12 protein-coding genes are annotated in these 16430 nt (G+C 70.7%); 4 read left to right on the forward strand and 8 right to left on the reverse strand.

The genetic code is table 11. The annotated features are described in order from the left end of the window. Positions 1 to 267 precede the first annotated feature (267 nt). The 4 genes from ACN27A_RS00645 to ACN27A_RS00660 form a co-directional block, all read right to left on the reverse strand. The gene (locus ACN27A_RS00645) at positions 268 to 663 is read right to left on the reverse strand and encodes a hypothetical protein (RefSeq protein ID WP_421448908.1); all 396 of its coding nucleotides are present in this window, start codon (positions 661 to 663) and stop codon (positions 268 to 270) included. A 31-nt stretch (positions 664 to 694) separates the two neighbouring features. Next, positions 695 to 2704 (reverse strand): hypothetical protein, encoded by a 2010-nt coding sequence (locus tag ACN27A_RS00650; protein WP_421448910.1) that lies wholly within the window; start codon positions 2702 to 2704, stop codon positions 695 to 697. Between the two features lie 458 nt (positions 2705 to 3162). Continuing rightward, a complete protein-coding gene (locus tag ACN27A_RS00655) occupies positions 3163 to 4443 on the reverse strand; it encodes a DUF6357 family protein (protein ID WP_421448913.1) in 1281 nt (426 codons plus the stop codon). A gap of 26 nt (positions 4444 to 4469) precedes the next feature. Further along, complete coding sequence (locus ACN27A_RS00660) at positions 4470 to 5024, reverse strand: hypothetical protein (protein ID WP_421448916.1); 555 nt, start codon at positions 5022 to 5024, stop codon at positions 4470 to 4472. Positions 5025 to 5299: 275 nt separating this feature from the next. On the opposite strand from ACN27A_RS00660, the gene ACN27A_RS00665 reads away from it, so the two are divergent. From ACN27A_RS00665 to ACN27A_RS00675, 3 genes are all read left to right on the forward strand, one after another. Further along, positions 5300 to 5665: an ADP-ribosylation/crystallin J1 gene (locus tag ACN27A_RS00665; protein WP_421448918.1), complete on the forward strand. Its 366-nt coding sequence runs from the start codon at positions 5300 to 5302 to the stop codon at positions 5663 to 5665. 129 nt (positions 5666 to 5794) lie between these two features. Beyond that, on the forward strand, positions 5795 to 6163 hold the full coding sequence (locus ACN27A_RS00670) for a hypothetical protein (protein WP_421448921.1): 369 nt from the start codon (positions 5795 to 5797) through the stop codon (positions 6161 to 6163). Positions 6164 to 6432: 269 nt separating this feature from the next. Continuing rightward, positions 6433 to 9618, forward strand: a complete 3186-nt coding sequence (locus ACN27A_RS00675; RefSeq protein WP_421448923.1) for a penicillin acylase family protein — start codon at positions 6433 to 6435, stop codon at positions 9616 to 9618. Here ACN27A_RS00675 and ACN27A_RS00680 read toward each other — a convergent pair. Continuing rightward, on the reverse strand, positions 9606 to 12722 hold the full coding sequence (locus ACN27A_RS00680) for a hypothetical protein (RefSeq protein ID WP_421448925.1): 3117 nt from the start codon (positions 12720 to 12722) through the stop codon (positions 9606 to 9608). The genes ACN27A_RS00675 and ACN27A_RS00680 overlap by 13 nt on opposite strands. A 125-nt stretch (positions 12723 to 12847) precedes the next feature. On the opposite strand from ACN27A_RS00680, the gene ACN27A_RS00685 reads away from it, so the two are divergent. Further along, positions 12848 to 13246, forward strand: a complete 399-nt coding sequence (locus tag ACN27A_RS00685; protein ID WP_421448927.1) for an MmcQ/YjbR family DNA-binding protein — start codon at positions 12848 to 12850, stop codon at positions 13244 to 13246. 12 nt (positions 13247 to 13258) lie between these two features. Here the strand turns inward: ACN27A_RS00685 and ACN27A_RS00690 are convergent, their stop codons facing one another. The 3 genes from ACN27A_RS00690 to ACN27A_RS00700 all read right to left on the reverse strand — a co-directional run bounded on the left by ACN27A_RS00690 (position 13259) and on the right by ACN27A_RS00700 (position 16333). Then, positions 13259 to 13612: a transcriptional regulator gene (locus tag ACN27A_RS00690; protein WP_421448929.1), complete on the reverse strand. Its 354-nt coding sequence runs from the start codon at positions 13610 to 13612 to the stop codon at positions 13259 to 13261. Continuing rightward, positions 13609 to 14334, reverse strand: a complete 726-nt coding sequence (locus tag ACN27A_RS00695; protein WP_421448932.1) for a hypothetical protein — start codon at positions 14332 to 14334, stop codon at positions 13609 to 13611. The genes ACN27A_RS00690 and ACN27A_RS00695 overlap by 4 nt, the downstream gene beginning before the upstream one ends. 598 nt (positions 14335 to 14932) lie before the next feature. Continuing rightward, positions 14933 to 16333 carry a cellulase family glycosylhydrolase gene (locus ACN27A_RS00700; protein ID WP_421458335.1) on the reverse strand — a complete coding sequence of 467 codons (1401 nt, stop codon included), beginning with the start codon at positions 16331 to 16333 and terminating at the stop codon, positions 14933 to 14935. Positions 16334 to 16430 lie beyond the last annotated feature (97 nt).

Genomic DNA, 16430 nt, shown 5'->3' on the forward strand with positions numbered 1-16430 from the left:
ACCGGTCCAGGCCCGACCCTGGCGCCCGGGCCGGGCGAGGATCACAACGACGCCGAGTGCCCTCCCAGTCAGATGCTCGGAGAGCTTGTGCACCGCCAGCTGACGGGACCGGATCTGCGGATGAGAGGGCGTCGCGGTCGCTGTTGGTACCGATGTGAGTTCGCCGAGAAGTGGCGGTGAGCGCCGGCCTGGCCGCACAGGTCTTGCATGGCGACCGTGCTTCTCGGCGATGTGTGGGTCCGCGGGCAGACGCTGATTGTCGGCGGGCTACAGGTTGTTGATCCGGGCCAGCAGCTCTGCCTCGGTCAGGTCTTCCAGGACCGCGTCCTGCTTGCGGGCCAGGACCGCCAGCAGCTTCTCCTTCTCCAGCTTCTTGGCCGCCGCCGCCTTCGCCGCCTGGTCCTCCGTGAGGCGGACGGCGATGACGTGCTTGACGACCTCCAACTTGGCCTCCCAGGTTGCCTTGGCCGGATTGGCCTCGGTGGCCACGAACGACTCGGTGTCGACGGCCTTCAGCTCGGCGTTGACCGCCTTGGCCACATCATCGAGGCTGAAGCCGGACTTGGCGGTCAGCGGAAGCTCCCACAGCTGTTCCGTGGTCAGCAGACCCTTGGCCGACGGATAGCGGAACTTCTCCCGTGTGGCCTTCTCGAAAATGGTCACGGCAGCCTCTCTGGAATAGCTGGGTAGGGGATCAGAACTGGATGCTGATGAGGCGGCGCCGGCCGCCGGTCGTGGTCACCTTGGCGACCACGGAGCTGCGGACCGTGGAGCTGAAGCCGAGGCCGGAAAGCTGATCCGGAGACGGCTCGCACTTGGTGCGATCGCCGAGAACCTCGAACACCTTGCGGTGCGGTTGCAGGTCGCTGCGGAGGAACTCGTTGTAGATCCCCCGCGCAGGCTTGTCGTTCACGCACCCCTTTAGGATGAAGAAGTAGTGCCGGTTGCCGACCTCGTTGTCGTCGAAGTAGTTCGGCGAGTACATGATGGTGGACACCGGTACGAACTGTTCGGTGGTGATGCCCCACAACTCCTTGCCCGCACTGCCCGGTTGCACGTCCTTACCCGGCCGGAAAGCGGTGATCACCCCGCCGGCAACCGTCATCCGGCCCACCTCGACGGTGTCCTTGTGGCCGACCGCGCGCTCGTGGCGGTAATGCTCGATCTTCCCGTTGCTCTCGGTCTCGACCACGAAGCCGACCTGGGCGCTGTCCCGCTTGCGGTACTGGTTCACCTCGATCCGGTACTCACCGTCCGGGACACGGTCGGTCCAGGTGACGTTCTCCACCGGCTCGCGGGAGAGCGGCCCGCTGGCGTTCATGTCGACGTCCAGCTTGTCGCGCTTCTCCTGGTACCAGATGTGGTCGCCGTTGGGTTCGTACACGTGCAGGTCCAGGTCGTCGTGGTTGAACCAGGACAGGCTCACCCGCAGCTTGCCGGTGACGTTGCCGCCGGCCCGCTTGACCCTCTCCCTGATCGAGTCGGTGAGATTGCCGCCGTACGACCAGCCGAAATCGTTGTCCCACTTGAACAACCGCGGAGCAGTCGGGTGACGGCCGGTGGTGAGGCTGACGAGGTGCGGCTCGTAGGTGCTGGCGACCCACAGGTCGATGGTGGCGGCGCCGGGCAGGATGTCCTTCATGAAGGAGACCACGGGAATCTCCTCCGGCTTGGCGTCGCGTAGGAGCGCACCTGACGACCGGGTGGTGGCCGCCTGCATGAGCAGCCCTTCGATGCCGTCCTTCATCCGTGCCTGGGCGTCGTTGTCGACCCACAGCACGTTGGTGACCGACACGTCGGACAGCCGGGCGAACCGTCGCTGCAACGACTCCTCGATGCCCAACTCGGCAATGGTCCTCATGGCGGCCTTGACCATGCCCGGAGTGATCAACGCCGTGGGGCGCTGGTAATTCTGCGGCGCCACCTTCGCCTCGAACGACCGGACGGCCTGCTCCAGGTCGACGCCCGCGGAGAGATCCTGGACGAGGGTGCCGATCACCGTGTTGCGGAACCGGGCCGCCGGGTTCATGGCGTTGGCGAAGACGAAGGCACGTCGGTCGGTCGCCTGCGTCCACCGGTTCTGCAGCGAGCGGAACTCGGTCACCGCTCGGCGATGCTCCGCCCCGCGGTAGAGGGCGTTGTCGTCGACGAGGTCGACGACGGTGTCCAGAGCGTGCCGGGTCAGCTCGGCCAGGCCACGCTGGAAGACCTGCACCGCGGCGTCAAAGTCGCCCTGCGCCGCGCCGACGTCCTCGATGCGATGCCGCTTCTCCACCCGGCCGTGCAGGTGGTGCCACACCTCGACCTGGCCGTCGCGCAGCGTCCGGGTGGTCTTCGTCCCGTACTGCGCCTGAGCGGACCGGAAGATGGTGGACAACGGCAGCGAAAGAACGAACTCGTCCAGAGCGGCGGCGACGACGGAGAAGACCGGGTCGGATGCCGACACGCCGGACCAGACGGTACGGACCCGCCCGTCGTGGATCTCGACGACGTTGCCGAAGTGCTTGATGAAACCGCGGCAGGTCGAGCAGTCGTACTCGGATCGCTCACGAAACCGCAGATTGGTGCCGGCGGGGAAGGAATCGAGAAAGGTGAGCCAGAGTGAGTCCCGGTCGAGACCGTCGCCGACGGCGTACAACTCACCCCTGGACATCGTGGACAGGCGCGAACTCACATCCGTCACGAACTGCTGGAAATCGCCCACCGTCTCATCCCCCTTGATCGCCGGAGATCCTACGCAGCGAACACCAGTCGGAGAAACGCGTTTCCGGCTGTCCGCACGGTCGCAGACGGTGGCCGGCGGTCAGTCGACCGGAGCGCGTACGGCGGTGGGGTGCCGGGCCGATCAGGTGCTCGCTCATGCCGCAATCCGCGCGTCTCGTCAAGTGAGCAGGGTCGGCACGCCGGCAGCGCCCGGGACTGCCGAATCGAAGTGATCCGAGCTATCGCCGGTATCTCGGTGGTTCGTCAGGAACGCTTGCGGGTTTGGGGTTCGTCGCTTGCTTCTGCTGCCCTCAGTTCGGGCACCGTTGCCGAAATTCTGCGCGAAGCTGAGCCAGCGTGGCCTGGTGGTCGCGTAGGTACTTCGCCACGGCACGCACGATCGAGGCGATCCGCTCTTGGCGGTTCAGGCCGAACCGCTGGGCCTTGACGCTGCGGTCGTCACGGCTTCCCTCGGTGACTACCGGCGTCGCGCCGACGACGCGCGCGCTCGAACTCGGCGACATCCGACATCCAGGGACCGTGCTGTTCGAGCGCGGCGCAGCCGCCGCGGACGAAGGCGCTCACCAGGTTGCGGTACCCGCCGATCCCGTCGACCAGGCTGTACTCGACCTGGTACTGCGGATCCGACCCGGCTTCCCCGTGTCGCACCGTCGTGATCCGGGCGATGGAGTCCGCGTAGAAGTGCAGCTGGATCCCCTCGCCCATCTCCTCGTCCTCGATGGTGAACACTTCGTTGTCCGCGGCAGAGCGATCGGCGACGAACTCCCAGAACTCGGCGGAGGCAGTACGAGGACCGTCCCGCAGCCACTTCTTCTCGCCGCCCTTGTCGTCGGTGAACGACAGGGCCGTCTTTCTCGCACTCCCACCGACGTCGGCGTGGTCGTCGGCAGCCTCCTCGTCGTCTTCCGCCGGGGTGCTCCTGGAGCGGTCCGCAGCCTCCGAGCACATCAGGAAGCTCACCGTCCGTACCGCGTCATCGACGAGTTCGGGGTACGCGCGGCGCACGGCCGCGTCGACCGTCGCCGCCATCCGGTCCCAGGCGCGCTTGTCCGTGGCCCGCCTTCCCCGCCGCGGATCGAGGCCGATCCGCATCCCGGCGCATGCCTGCTCCGCGGTGGCGATCACACGCATGACCTGGGGGAGCAGCGCGGGGTCGACGGCATCGGGTATCCGCCTGGGAATCGTCGCGCCATGCAGATACTGGCCCGTGTACCGCAGAATCGCGGCGTCGAGTGGCCCGAGGACTACTCCGCGCTCGGCGCGACGGCGGTCGGCGTGATGCTCCTGGGCACGTTTCTCGTTCGCCCCCTCCGTCGCCGCGCGCATCGCCTCGCAGACCTGGCCGCGCTCAAGTAGTTCGATGTCGGCGCCGTGGGCGACGAGCCGGCCCCTGTCCCACCGGACGCGCCGGAAGATCGCGTCGACGTCCGCGGGCGAGGAGAGCAGGACCGGGTCCAGGAGCGCGACGGCAGCGTCCTCGTCGAGCCGGCCCCGGGTGCCGGCGGCGTCGCACAGCGGAAGGACCGCACTCCACAGCAGCAGGTGTCTGGCCAGGTCCTCCCGGATCACCGCGAGGTGGGCCTCCTCGATCGGGAACGTGAAGGTGCGGGGCTCATGGTTGGCGTCGGCCCCGGCGGCGAGCATCAACTTCAGCTCGCCGTCCTCGCGGATCACGTTCGGGATCCAGCCGCTGCTACGCGTGAAAACGATGTCTCTCACCGTTCAGGCCTCCCCGCACCGCCTGTTCACGACCACCGTGCAGCTTCGACGTCGAGGCGTGCGTCGGTGCGTACCCACACCTCGCCCCCGGCGGCCCCGGGCGGGGCGTCGACTCGTTCGAGACCGAGGAACTCGATCAACTGGAGCAGTTCGGCTCGTTCGGCCCGGTCGTCGTCGACACCGTGCGAGTCGAAGAAGACGTAGTACTTGTCGCTCGGGTCGACGATGCCCGAGTCCGCCCAGATCCGGGCGACTTCTTCGATCGCCGCTGCTTCCGTCGTGATCGTGGCGGCGCGGGCGGCCCCGCGGATCTCCGGTGACGCGTCGAGGTCGGAGAGGTCGGAGAACCACTGGCCGAATCGGTCGAGGCCGGCGTATCCGTTCTCGAAGAACAGCATCGCGCTCGGGAGGTAGCGGTTGGGCCTGTCGACCTGGAGATGTTCCGACCGAGGTTGGTCCGCGTCCCTGGTCCGGGAGATCACCCCCAGCCGGGGCATGAGTACCAGACTCTGCCCCGCCGGTTCGTCCTTGATGATGTAGGTGTCAGACTCGCGACCCCGGAAGAACGCAGAGAACGCCACGTAGGCCTCCTGAGGGTCACCCACCGAGACTTGTTGATCGTTGCCATCACCCACCGAGAAGACGAACTGCTTCGGTCCGGGTTTGTAAAGGCGGGCCATGTGCGTCCTCCGGTCACGTGTGGCGGCTCCACCACCGTAGTGGATCAAAGCGGAACTGCCTGCGGCCCTGGTCACAGGCTTTTGACTCGGCCGTCCGGCGACGCTGAAGACGGAAACCGACTGGTCCACGACGTCGACCAGCCGGTACTCTGCGCCGGCCAGGAAGGAGTGCCGCGGTGGCCGAGACGATGACCCTGTGGCGGCCGACCGGCCCCGAGGAGCTCGAACTTGTGCGCGCTTCCGGCTGGAAGGCATGGCCGCCGCGACTGCCCGACCAGCCGATCTTCTATCCGGTCCTGAACGAGCAGTACGCGATCATGATCGCCCGGGACTGGAACGTTCCCGCCTCCGGCGTCGGTTACGTCACCCGCTTCGAGGTCGACCGCGTGTTCGCCTCCCGTTACCCGGTCCGGCAGGCCGGCGGGCGCGACATCCTTGAGCTGTGGGTGCCCGCTGAGGAGCTCGACGAGTTCAACCAGCACATCGTCGGGCTGATCGAGGTCGTCCACGAGTTCCGGCCGGAGAATGGGCCGACAGGGTGACCGGCGTTGGACGCGTCTGAGCGGCTCGCGAGGGTCCAGCATCTCCTGGCCGGACTACCGGGACCCTACGGCAACGAGCATTTGTGGACCTTGATCAGGTTCGTCGGTGGCGGGGACCCTCTCTCGGGCGTGTTCGCCACCATGGCCGACTGGGGTGTCATCGACTCGGCCAGTGCGTTCGGTGGTCCGCCCCAGGCGCCTCAGGATGCTGACGAGCTGGCAGCGTGCCTGGCGGAGGTGGATCGGGAAGCGGCGGTCGCCATGCTGGTGGGGATGACGTCGCGGACGCTCGCCTACGGCCTGCGGGGCCGCTACCCCGTCGACAAGGCCCGGGACGTGTTCGAGAAGCTGATCACGTTGCTCGGGCAGGGGACCCGATGGTGGACGAACACCGATCGGGGCTCGTGGAGCCCGGTCACCAGGCACACCATGGACGCCCTTGTCGTCGGCGCCGGCGGCGGGATTCTCGTAGCCGTGCTGGCGGTAGACGAAGACTGACCTCACGGGACGAGAAGCCGTGACGCGTGAGCATCAGCAGCGGCTACGTGACCGGAACCTCCGGGGAGCGGCGCTGGCGGGGCGAAACGTCGGCATTGGCGGTTGGTGAACGACTGCTATCCCGGGCGGCGGTCGGCCGCGATCATTGCCCGGAGATAGATATGAGCCAATCTCACCTCCGGGTGGAACGCCCGGGCGCGGAGGGCGAGACGTCGGCACGGCAGCCGGGCGTACCGAAGGCCCACTCCGCGTCCCCCGGAGGAACTCTCATGCCCCGTCCCCCACTCCGCGCCAGGCTCGCGGCGTTCACCGCCGCCGCCCTGACCGCGAGCGTCCTGACCGTCACCCCGCCGTCACCGGCGGTGGCCGCCAGCACGTTCGCCGCCAACGACTACTGCCTCGGCCAGTGCGCCGACATCCTGCCCCCCGGGCAGAACGGCAACGCCACGTTGGCCGCCATCCTGGCCCACCAGGCGCTCGGCACCCGCCCCGCGCACTCCAGCGACCAGCTCGACGAGTACGCGAACCTGGTCTACAACTACGCCGGGCTGACCGACGAGCAGATCGCCCACTTCTTCAACGACGCCTCCTTCGGCGTCCCCGCCGCGCAGGTCGAGAGCACCGTCTCGCCGCGCGCCGACGTCACCATCGTGCGGGACAAGGCCACCGGCGTCCCGCACATCACCGGCACCACCCGCGCCGGCACCATGTTCGGCGCAGGCTACGCCGGGGCCCAGGACCGGCTCTGGGTGATGGACCTGCTGCGGCACGTCGGCCGCGGCAAGGTTACCTCGTTCGCCGGCGGCGCCCCCGGCAACCGGGAGCTGGAGCAGAGCGTCTGGGCCAACTCGCCCTACACCGAGGCGGACCTCCAGGCCCAGGTGAACGCGCTGCGTACCAAGGGCGCCCGGGGCCAGCAGCTCTACACCGACGTGGTCGACTACATCGCCGGCATCAACGCCTACATCGACAAGTCGATCGCCGACGACAACTACCCCGGCGAGTACGTGCTCGCCGGCGCCGGCAAACCGAAGCACTTCACCATGACCGACCTGATCGCCACCGCCGGCGTGATCGGCGGCCTCTTCGGCGGGGGCGGCGGCAGCGAGATCCAGTCCGCGCTGGTCCGGGTGGCCGCCCGGGCCAAGTACGGCGCCACCGAGGGCGACCGGGTGTGGGCGGCGTTCCGGTCGCAGAACGACCCGGAGACCGTGCTCACCCTCCACGACGGGCAGAGCTTCCCGTACGGCGCGACGCCGCCCGGCGCGACCAGCGCGGTGCTCCCCGACGCCGGCACGGTGGTCGCCGAGCCGCTCGCCTACGACCAGACCGGCGGGGCCGCCGCGCGCACCGGCGCCAGCACCGCCACCCAGGAACTGGTCGGCGGCCTGGCCAACCTGCGCGCGCACGGCATGTCCAACGCGGTCGTGGTCTCCGGACGGCACACCACCACCGGCAACCCGGTCGCCGTGTTCGGCCCGCAGACCGGCTACTTCGCCCCGCAACTGCTGATGCTCCAGGAGTTGCAGGGGCCGGGCATCAGCGCGCGCGGCGCCGCGTTCGCCGGGCTGAACCTCTACGTGCTGCTCGGCCGCGGCCAGGACTACGCGTGGAGCGCCACCTCCGCCTCGCAGGACCTCACCGACACGTACGCGGTGCCGCTGTGCACCACCGACGGCAGCGCGCCGACGCTGCGCAGCAACCGCTACCTCTACCACGGCCAGTGCCTGGCCATGGAGACGCTGGAGCAGCGCAACTCCTGGTCACCGACGCTGGCCGACTCCACCCCGGCGGGCTCGTACACGCTGCGCGCGCTGCGCACCAGGTACGGGCTGGTCGCCTACCGGGGGCTGGTGAACGGGCAGCCGACCGCGTTCACCAAGCTGCGCTCCACCTACCGGCACGAGGCCGACTCGGCGATCGGCTTCCAGGCATTCAACGACCCGTCGGCGATGGGCAACGCGGCGACGTTCCAGACGTCCGCCGCGAGCGTCGGGTACGCGTTCAACTGGTTCTACGTCAACTCCACCGAGGCGGCGTACTTCAACTCCGGCTCGAACCCGGTCCGCCCGGCCACCGTCGACCCGAACCTGCCGGCGAAGGCCGAACCGGCGTACGAGTGGGTCGGCTGGAACCCGGACACCAACGACGCCACCTACCTTCCGCTCTCGGCCCACCCCCAGTCGGTCAACCAGGACTACTACGTGAGCTGGAACAACAAGCAGGCGCGGGACTTCGGGGCGGCGGACGGCAACTTCAGTTTCGGCTCCGTACACCGGGGTCAGCTGCTCGACGGCCCGGTGCGCGCGGCGATCGCCCAGCGCAAGCTCGGCCGCGCCGACGTCGTGAAGATCATGGCGGACGCGGCGGTGACCGACCTGCGCGGCCAGCAGGTCCTCGGCGACCTGCTGCGGGTGCTGGACAGCGCGCCGGTCGCCGACCCGGCGCTGGCCGACGCGATCGGCAAGCTGCGGGCCTGGCAGCAGGCCGGCGCCCGGCGGGTGGAGACCACGCCAGGCTCCAAGGTCTATCAGCACGCCGACGCCATCCGGATCTTCGACGCGTGGTGGCCGCTGCTCGCCTCGGCGCAGTTCCGCCCCGGTCTCGGGCCGGACCTCTACGCCGCGCTGGTGGACGCCATCGAGGTCAACGAGGCGCCGTCGGGCGGCCAGAACGGCGGGCGCGACGGCGCCGCGAGCTGGGCGTTGCAGGGCCAGGCGCACAAGGGCTCGGCGTTCCAGTACGGCTGGTGGGGCTACGTCGACAAGGACGTGCGCACCGTGCTCGGCGACCCGGTGGCCGGCGGCCTCGGGCGGGCGTACTGCGGCGGCGGCAACCTGGCCGCGTGCCGGACGGCGCTGCTCGGCGCGCTCGGGCAGGCGGCGGCCGTGCCGGCCACCACCGTCTACCCGGGCGACAAGTCCTGCTCCGCCGGCGACCAGTGGTGCGCCGACTCGATCGCCCACTCCGGCCTCGGCGGCATCACCCACCCGGTGATCGCCTGGCAGAACCGCCCCACCTACCAGCAGGTCGTCTCGTTCCCGGCCCGCCGGGGCGACGACGTCACCAACCTGGCCCAGGGTCGCCCGGCCACCGCGTCGAGCACCCAGTTCCTGACCGGCCACACGCCGGACAAGGCGGTCGACGGCAGCCTGAGCAGCCGCTGGGCCAGCAGCTACAACGACAACCAGTGGCTCCGGGTCGACCTCGGGGCGGCCCGCACCGTCAGCCGGGCGGTGCTGCGCTGGGAGTCCGCGTACGGCACGTCGTACCGGATCGAGGTCTCCGGCGACGGCAGCTCCTGGACGCCGGTGTTCGCCACCACCACCGGCAACGGCGGCGTCGACAACGCCACCTTCGCCCCGGTCGCCGCCCGCTACGTACGGGTGTACGGGCTCAAGCGGGCCACCTCGTACGGGTTCTCGCTGCACGAGTTCGAGGTCTACGGCCGGTGACGCCGACGGCCGGCCGGCGGGAGCCCTCCCGCCGGCCGGCCGAGCGACAGGAGCAGACCGGCGACGGCGAGGGCGGCCCCGGCGGCGGCGGTGTACGCGGGGAGCTGGGTGGGGATGCCCAGGTGCACGGTGATGCCGAGGATGCGGGACAGGCCCCAGGGCAGCAGCGCGAGCTGGTCGTTCCACACCGTCAGCGCGCGTTCCAGGCCCACCACCGAGACCAGGGCGGACAACACGCCGAGGGGCACGCCCGCGGCGGTGAGGGTAAGCCCGACGGCGCTTCGGCGGCGCAGGCCGTACCGGTCCCGCAGGACCACGGCGGCGGCCACGAACAGCCAGCCGAACGCCGCGAACGCGACGGTGACGTACGCCGCGCGCAGACCCGGCGCGGTCCAGAAGGCGAACCAGTAGCCGCCCGGTCCGCGCCCGGCGAGCGCGGCCAGCAGCAGCACGCTGCGCAGCAGCGCGACGCCGCCGACCACGGCCCACAGGTGGAACGGGTTCCGGCGGCCGACGACGAGGCGTACGACGAGGGCGAACAGCGCCCACCCAGCAAGCGTGACCAGCAGGTGCGCCGGCGCGGCGAACCAGGTCAGCACGAGCCGGCTCGCGATGATCACCACGGCCGGGACCAGCCACACCGACACCCGGTCCGCCCGCGCCCCGGGCGCCGGCAGCGCGGCGACCCGCCACGGCCGGAGCGCGCCGAGCAGCAACCCGCGCGCGGCGGCCGCGCCGAACCCGCGCCCGCGCAGGCCGAGCAGCACCACGAGCAGGATCGACCCGAGCAACGCCCGGGCCGCCCAGGCCATCGCCGGATCCCGGTCGGCACGCCGCGCCCCGAGGTCGGCGGCGGTGAAGTTGTACGCGGGCAGGTCCAGGTCGGCGCCGTAGCGCTGCCGGTGCGCGTCGCGTGCGTCGTGGTACGCCGCCGCGGCCAGCCGCCAGTCGTGGCGGGCGGCCGGGGAGCCGGTGTCCAGCCACTGCGCGTGCCGTAACACCATGGCCCGGTACGCGCCCAGCGTCCCGAACAGGTCGACCTGGTAGTCGAGCGTCGCGGTGAAGCGCCCGCGCAGTTCGGCGTCGCGCCAGGTCGCCGGGTCGGTCGCGGCGACCAGGTCGCGCATGCGCCGGGCCAACGCGACGGCCTGCGTGCCCTCCTCGATCGCCTCGTCGACGCGGTCGCCGGTCACCGCGTAGATGCTGCCCAGCGCGGCGGAGTCGCCGGTCGGGATGTCCCACTCGAAGATCCACATCATGGGCGGCGGTTCCAGCCCGAGCGCCCGCACCGACCGGTCGGCGTACGGGCCGATGTAGAGGCCCCTGGTGACCGCCTGCCGGGACAGCGCCATGGCCTGCCCGATCGCGGCGACGGTGGCCGGGTCGCCGGAGAACGTGCGGTACGCCCAGTCCGCCGTGATCTGCGCCGGGTCGGCGTGCGGGTCCCAGGCCAGGCGGCCGACGGCGTACGTGTTGAGGTCGTAGAGCTGCCAGAAGCCGGCGCGCAGGTGCAGCGACATGGGCCCGGCGCGCAGCGGCCCGCCGTCCTGGGTCCAGTTCCAGACGCCCTCGACGTGCGGGTTGGCGGCGAGGAACGCGCGCAGCGCCTGGCGGTGCAGTGGGCCGAGGTCGTTGGGCAGCGAGCCGAACGCCTCGAACTCGCGCCGGGCCTGGAACTCCACGATGCGGCGATGCTTGCCGCCCAGCAGGGTGGTGTTCAGCGGCAGGTGGCTGTAGAAGTCGCCAAGGGTGTACTTGGTGGACACGATCAGGTGCGGGTCGTCGAGCCCGCCGAGCACCCGCGCGTACGACTCCGGGTTGGTGTGCAGGTCGCCGACGGCGCCGACGCCCACCGTCCAGGTGCGGAAGATGATCTCCTTGCCGGCCGCGCCCGCGGTGTCCAGCAGCGCCCGCAGCATCGCGCGCACGGACGTCTCCGTGGTGACCGCGAGCCTCGACGAGTAGTCCCAGCCGGTCCCGGCGTACACCTCGCCGCCCTCGCCGACGCGGACCATCAGGCCGTCGAGGAACGGCATGCTCTCGAACAGCTCGGCCAGCCCGGCCTGGTAGACCGCCCACAGTCGAGGGTCGGCCACGTCGAGGCCGCCGACGGTCCGCGTGAGGTACGCCTCCAGCGGGGGCGACACCGCGAGCATGTCGGTCAGCAGGAAGACCCGCACGCCCATCTCCTCGGCGTACCGGAAGACGGGGCCGAACGCCGCGACCATCGCCCGCGCGCGGTCGACGTGCGGGTCGCCGGGCGGGTAGACCGCGCGCCCGTCGCCGACCTTCGCGAACGTGACGTACTCCAGGAAGCCGGGCACGACGATCCCGTTGAATCCCTGCGCCACCGAGTGGTCGACGAACTGCCGGAACTGCGCGTCGATGCGAGCCACCGCGCCGGCGTCCACCCACGGTGCGCCAGGCAGCACCGCCGAGGTGACCACGTCGGTGTTCAGGCCGTAGTCGTCGCCCGCGGCGAAGGCGGCCGGGTCGGGCTCGCGCCCCACCGAGCCCGCGTCGGTCAGCCGCAGGCCGAGCCGGGGGACGACCACCCGACCCGCGTCCGCCGCGGGGAGCGCCTCGGCACCGGAGCGGATCCGGTCGGCCAGCCGGTACATCCCGGCTGCCACGCCCGCGACGTCGCCGCCCTGGACGGCCAGCTCGGTGCCGTGCACGTCGAGCCGGTACGACTCGGGCGCCCCGCCGAGGGCGGCCAGCACGCCCGCCCGCAGCGTCGTCACCGCCGACAGGTCCGGGACCGCGCCGATGCCCGGCGCGGCCGCCGCGGACCTGGCCGGGCGCGGCGCGGTCGGAGCGAGCACCGGCCGGGGCAGGCCACGGGAGACGACCGCGTCGGCGACGGCGGTCGCGGCCTTCCTGACGCGCGGCTCGTCGGGCACGACGAGGGACGCCAACGGCGGGACCGGTGCAGGCGTCCGCGCCGGGGCGGCGACGGCGTCCTCGCGCGGCACGGCGGCGGGGGAGTGGCTCAGCCCCAACGCGTCGCCGACGCCCCAGGCCGTGGCCGCGCCGAGCGCCAACAGGACCGCCACGGCGACGAGCAGCGGCCACGGCCTGCGGGCCCGAGCAACGTGAGCCATGCGCGCATGGTAGTGGCCCACCGGCCCCGTCCTCGACGTACGGAAAGCGCTCCTTCAGTAGCCTCCTGCCGCGAGGCGCGTGGTGCAGGACTCCGTGGCCCCCCAGGATGTGCTTACCTTCTGACATGCCGCATCCCATCATGTTCGACGAGTCAGATCCGCTTCTGGACCGACTGCGGACGCTCGCCCTGGCCTTTCCCGACGCGGCCGAGAAGATCTCCCACGGGCGTCCCGCCTTCTACACCACCAAGGTCTTCGCCTACTACGGGGGAGCGGTGAAGGTCGACGGCGTCCATCAACAGCACGAACAGTCGCTGATCGTGCTGGTCGACCCCGACGAGCGCGCGGCGCTGCTGGCGGAGGACCGTTGCTTCGTGCCGGCCTACCTGGGTGCCTACGGGTGGGTCGGGGTGGACCTGACCGATGACACCGGCTGGGATGAGGTCGGCGAGCTGCTCGACGCCAGCTACCGACGTACGGCCGGGGCGCGCAGGATCGCGCTGCTCGACTCCCGACGGCCCTGAGCGCCCCGCAGCTCAGGCTCGTCTGCCCTCTGTGGTGGTTTCGACACGGGCGATCAGCACCTTGAGGCGGCCGATCTCCTCGGCGAGGGCGGTCCTGCCTTCGGGGGTGAGGGTGATCCAGGTGCGGCCACGCCTGCCCTCGTAGCCCTTCTCGATGTCGATCAGGCCGGCCGTCTCCAACACGGTCAGGTGCTTGGAGAGGTTGCCGGCGGTCAGGTCGAGCTGGGTGCGCAGGTAGCCGAACTCGACGCGCCGTGCCTCGTGCGCGATGGCGAGGATGCCCAGCCGCACCCGCTGGTGCACGACCTCGTTGAGGCCGGTGACCGGGTGGTCGGAGGGGTCCGGGGTGTCGGCCTCGGCAGTCACCGCTGCCTCCGGCGCGCCTGTGAAAAGCCGATCCCGCCCGCCAGGAGCACGGCGCCGGTGACCAGCTGGGGTGACGTCATCGACAGCCGGAGCTGGCTGTCCGCCCCCGACACGAACGACGGGATCACCCAATCGGGCAGTCCCACGCCCTCGGTCGTCGGCAATACCAGCAGCACCAGCGCCAGGTAGCCCAGGGTGAACAGCAGCAGCGCGACGTTGCGTTCCAGGCGGGCCAGCACCAGCAGCGCAAGCCCGATCAGACCCCACGGTGCGATCAGCCGGTCCAGCACGATCCACCAGAACGGCATCGGGCCGCCCCCGAAAGGCGGGTGGCTCGGGAGGTAGGCGGCCGCCGCCGTGTACGCGGCCGTGAACACGATGGCTGTCGCGGCGCCGGTGATCGCGTACGGCAGCACGCGGGCACCCAGCCCTCGCGCCCGGGCGGCCCGCACGTAGCTGACGGCGATCGCCGTGTAGGCGAGCAGTAGCGCCAGCGGCCAGTAGTAGAGCATGCCCCGGCGCGCGAACGAGCAGCCATCGCCGTCGCACTGCACCTTCATGAAGAGCCAGTCGAACGGGACGGCCACGAGGGTCACTGCGGCCAGCACCAGCAGCGCGACCCAGGTCAGGCGCTGGTCGCGGCGCACGCGGCCGGCCAGGTCGCGCACGTCGGAGAGGAGGCGATGAGGGTCATCGCCGGCGGACAACGAGTCAGTGGTCATAGCAATAGGTTTCCACAGCAAACCTGTTTGCGCCAGCCCTCTGCTTGGCGTTGCGCAGGACTTGGCGCGATCACCCACCGCGAGAGCCTGGGCGACATGACAGACCTCGACGCCAAGGCGAATCCCATCGGTAGCCGCGGGAGGCGCTGCTCGGGAAGCTCGACGGGCCGTCGGAGTGCGCCGTTCGACGCCCGCTCGTGCCGACCGGCACGAAGCTGCTCTGGCTGGTCAGGCACGGGGCCTTGGTGACCGCCGGATCGGCCTGTGGCACCGGCCTGGGCACGCGCGGACGCGACGATCGAGGCGCTCCCGGTCGACGCGCCCGGCTCGGTGCGGTGGTGGCGTCACACACCGGTGACGCCGAACCACATCCTCGTGCACGTGCGCGCCGAGCCGAACCGACGAAGCGGAACGCTCAGCCCACCCGGAGACCGCAGGCCGGTCGTCCGCTGGCCCGACCGGCGCAACCCCGCAGAAACCCCTGCCGCGGAGTCCTTCGACCGCGCCCGCACACGGCGACTTCCCGCTCATCCAATCACCGCAGCCGACACCGCCATGGCGTCCGTGCGAGCGACACGCAAGAAGCCTGGACCAGGCACTACTGGAAGGTGTCGGGGGTGCGGATGCGGTCGCGGATCCAGGCGCCGGCCGGCTTGAGGCGGCTGGTGCCGCCGAACTGGCCGCTGCCGCAGGTGCCGGTGGTGAAGACCGCGCCGGAACGGAAGTCGTCGGAGAAGTTCCAGTTGGTCCAGCTGATCTTCTTGCTGGCCATCAGGTCGAGGTAGCGCTGGGCCATGACGAAGTCGTTCGGGCCGTCACCGGAGTAGTCCTGGGTGCCGAACTCGGTGACGAACAGCGGCAGCCGGTCGGCGGCCCGGGCGAAGGTGTCGTAGTACGCGTTGCCGTGCGAGGCGGCGTAGAAGTGGAATACGTACATCAGGTTGCCGCCGGCGACCGGGTTCGCCGCGATCGTGTCCACCCCGCCGCCGCTGCCGGAGACGCCGAGGGAGGACCAGTCGGGGGTGCCCACCAGCACCACGGCCTCCGGGTCTCGGCTGCGGATGACCGGAATGACCTGGTCGGCGTAGCTCTTGATGGCGCTCCACGCCACGCCGTTGGGCTCGTTGGCGATCTCGTAGAGCACGTTGACCTTGTCCTTGTGCCGGTCGGCGATCTCGGCGAAGAAGGTGCGCGCCCGGGCCAGGTTGTGGTTCGGGTCGCCGGGGCTGAGCATGTGCCAGTCGACGACGGCGTACATGCCCCGGGCGGTGGCCAGCTCGATGTACTGGTGCACGAGGTCGGTGAAGCGGCGCGGGTCGGTCTCGTACCCGCCCTCCTGGATGTACATCGAGATGCGCAGCACGTCGGCGTTCCACTCCCTGGCGAGCACGTCCAGGGAGGCCGGGGTGGCGCAGTTCGCGTACCACTGGATGCCGTGCGTGCTCATGCCGCGCAACTGGATCGCCCGGCCGTCGCGGTTGCAGAGTTGGCGACCGCAGACCCGGAGCTGGCCGTTGGCCGCGACCGGCGAGACGCCGGTCGGCGGCGGCGTCGTGGGCGGTGCGGTCGGCGGCGGGGGAGTGGTCGGCGGCGGGGGAGTGGTCGGCGGCGCGGTGGTCGGCGGCAGGGTGGTGGGCGGCGTCGTGCCGCCGGCGCAGGGCTGGCCGTTGAGCGTGCAGCCGGTCGGGGTGCCGGTGCCGGTGGCGACGAAGCCGAAGGTGACGGAGGCGCCCGGGGCGACCGTGCCGTTCCAGGACCGGTTGGTGAAGGTGTGGCGCTGGCCGCTGCTGGTGAGCAGCGCGTCCCAGTACGTTCCAAGGGTGGTGCCGGCGGGCAGGTCGAACTCCAGCCGCCATGAGGTGATCGTGCTGCTTCCGGAGTTCGTGATCCGGTAGCTGCCCTCCCAGCCGGAGCCCCAGTCGTTCACCTTGGTGAAGCTCGCGGTCGGTGCCGCTGCCGCGCCGGCGGTGCCGGTCAGGGTCAGCGGTGCCAGCGCCATCGCCGCCAGCAGGCCGGCGGCCAGGATCGTTCTGCCGCGAAGTCGCACGGGGCACCTCCGGTGGTCGGGGAGGGAATCTGGTGCCATCGAACTATAA

This window comes from Micromonospora sp. WMMD737, assembly GCF_049179055.1.
Taxonomy (GTDB): domain Bacteria; phylum Actinomycetota; class Actinomycetes; order Mycobacteriales; family Micromonosporaceae; genus Micromonospora; species Micromonospora reichwaldensis.

Excerpts from the sequence above, each read along its gene's own strand:
- ACN27A_RS00700 (WP_421458335.1), bottom strand. The coding sequence starts at position 16,333 with ATGGCGCTGGCACCGCTGACCCTGACCGGCACCGCCGGCGCGGCAGCG.
- ACN27A_RS00685 (WP_421448927.1), top strand. The coding sequence starts at position 12,848 with ATGCCGCATCCCATCATGTTCGACGAGTCAGATCCGCTTCTGGACCGA.
- ACN27A_RS00675 (WP_421448923.1), top strand. The coding sequence starts at position 6,433 with ATGCCCCGTCCCCCACTCCGCGCCAGGCTCGCGGCGTTCACCGCCGCC.
- ACN27A_RS00680 (WP_421448925.1), bottom strand. The coding sequence starts at position 12,722 with ATGGCTCACGTTGCTCGGGCCCGCAGGCCGTGGCCGCTGCTCGTCGCC.
- ACN27A_RS00695 (WP_421448932.1), bottom strand. The coding sequence starts at position 14,334 with ATGACCACTGACTCGTTGTCCGCCGGCGATGACCCTCATCGCCTCCTC.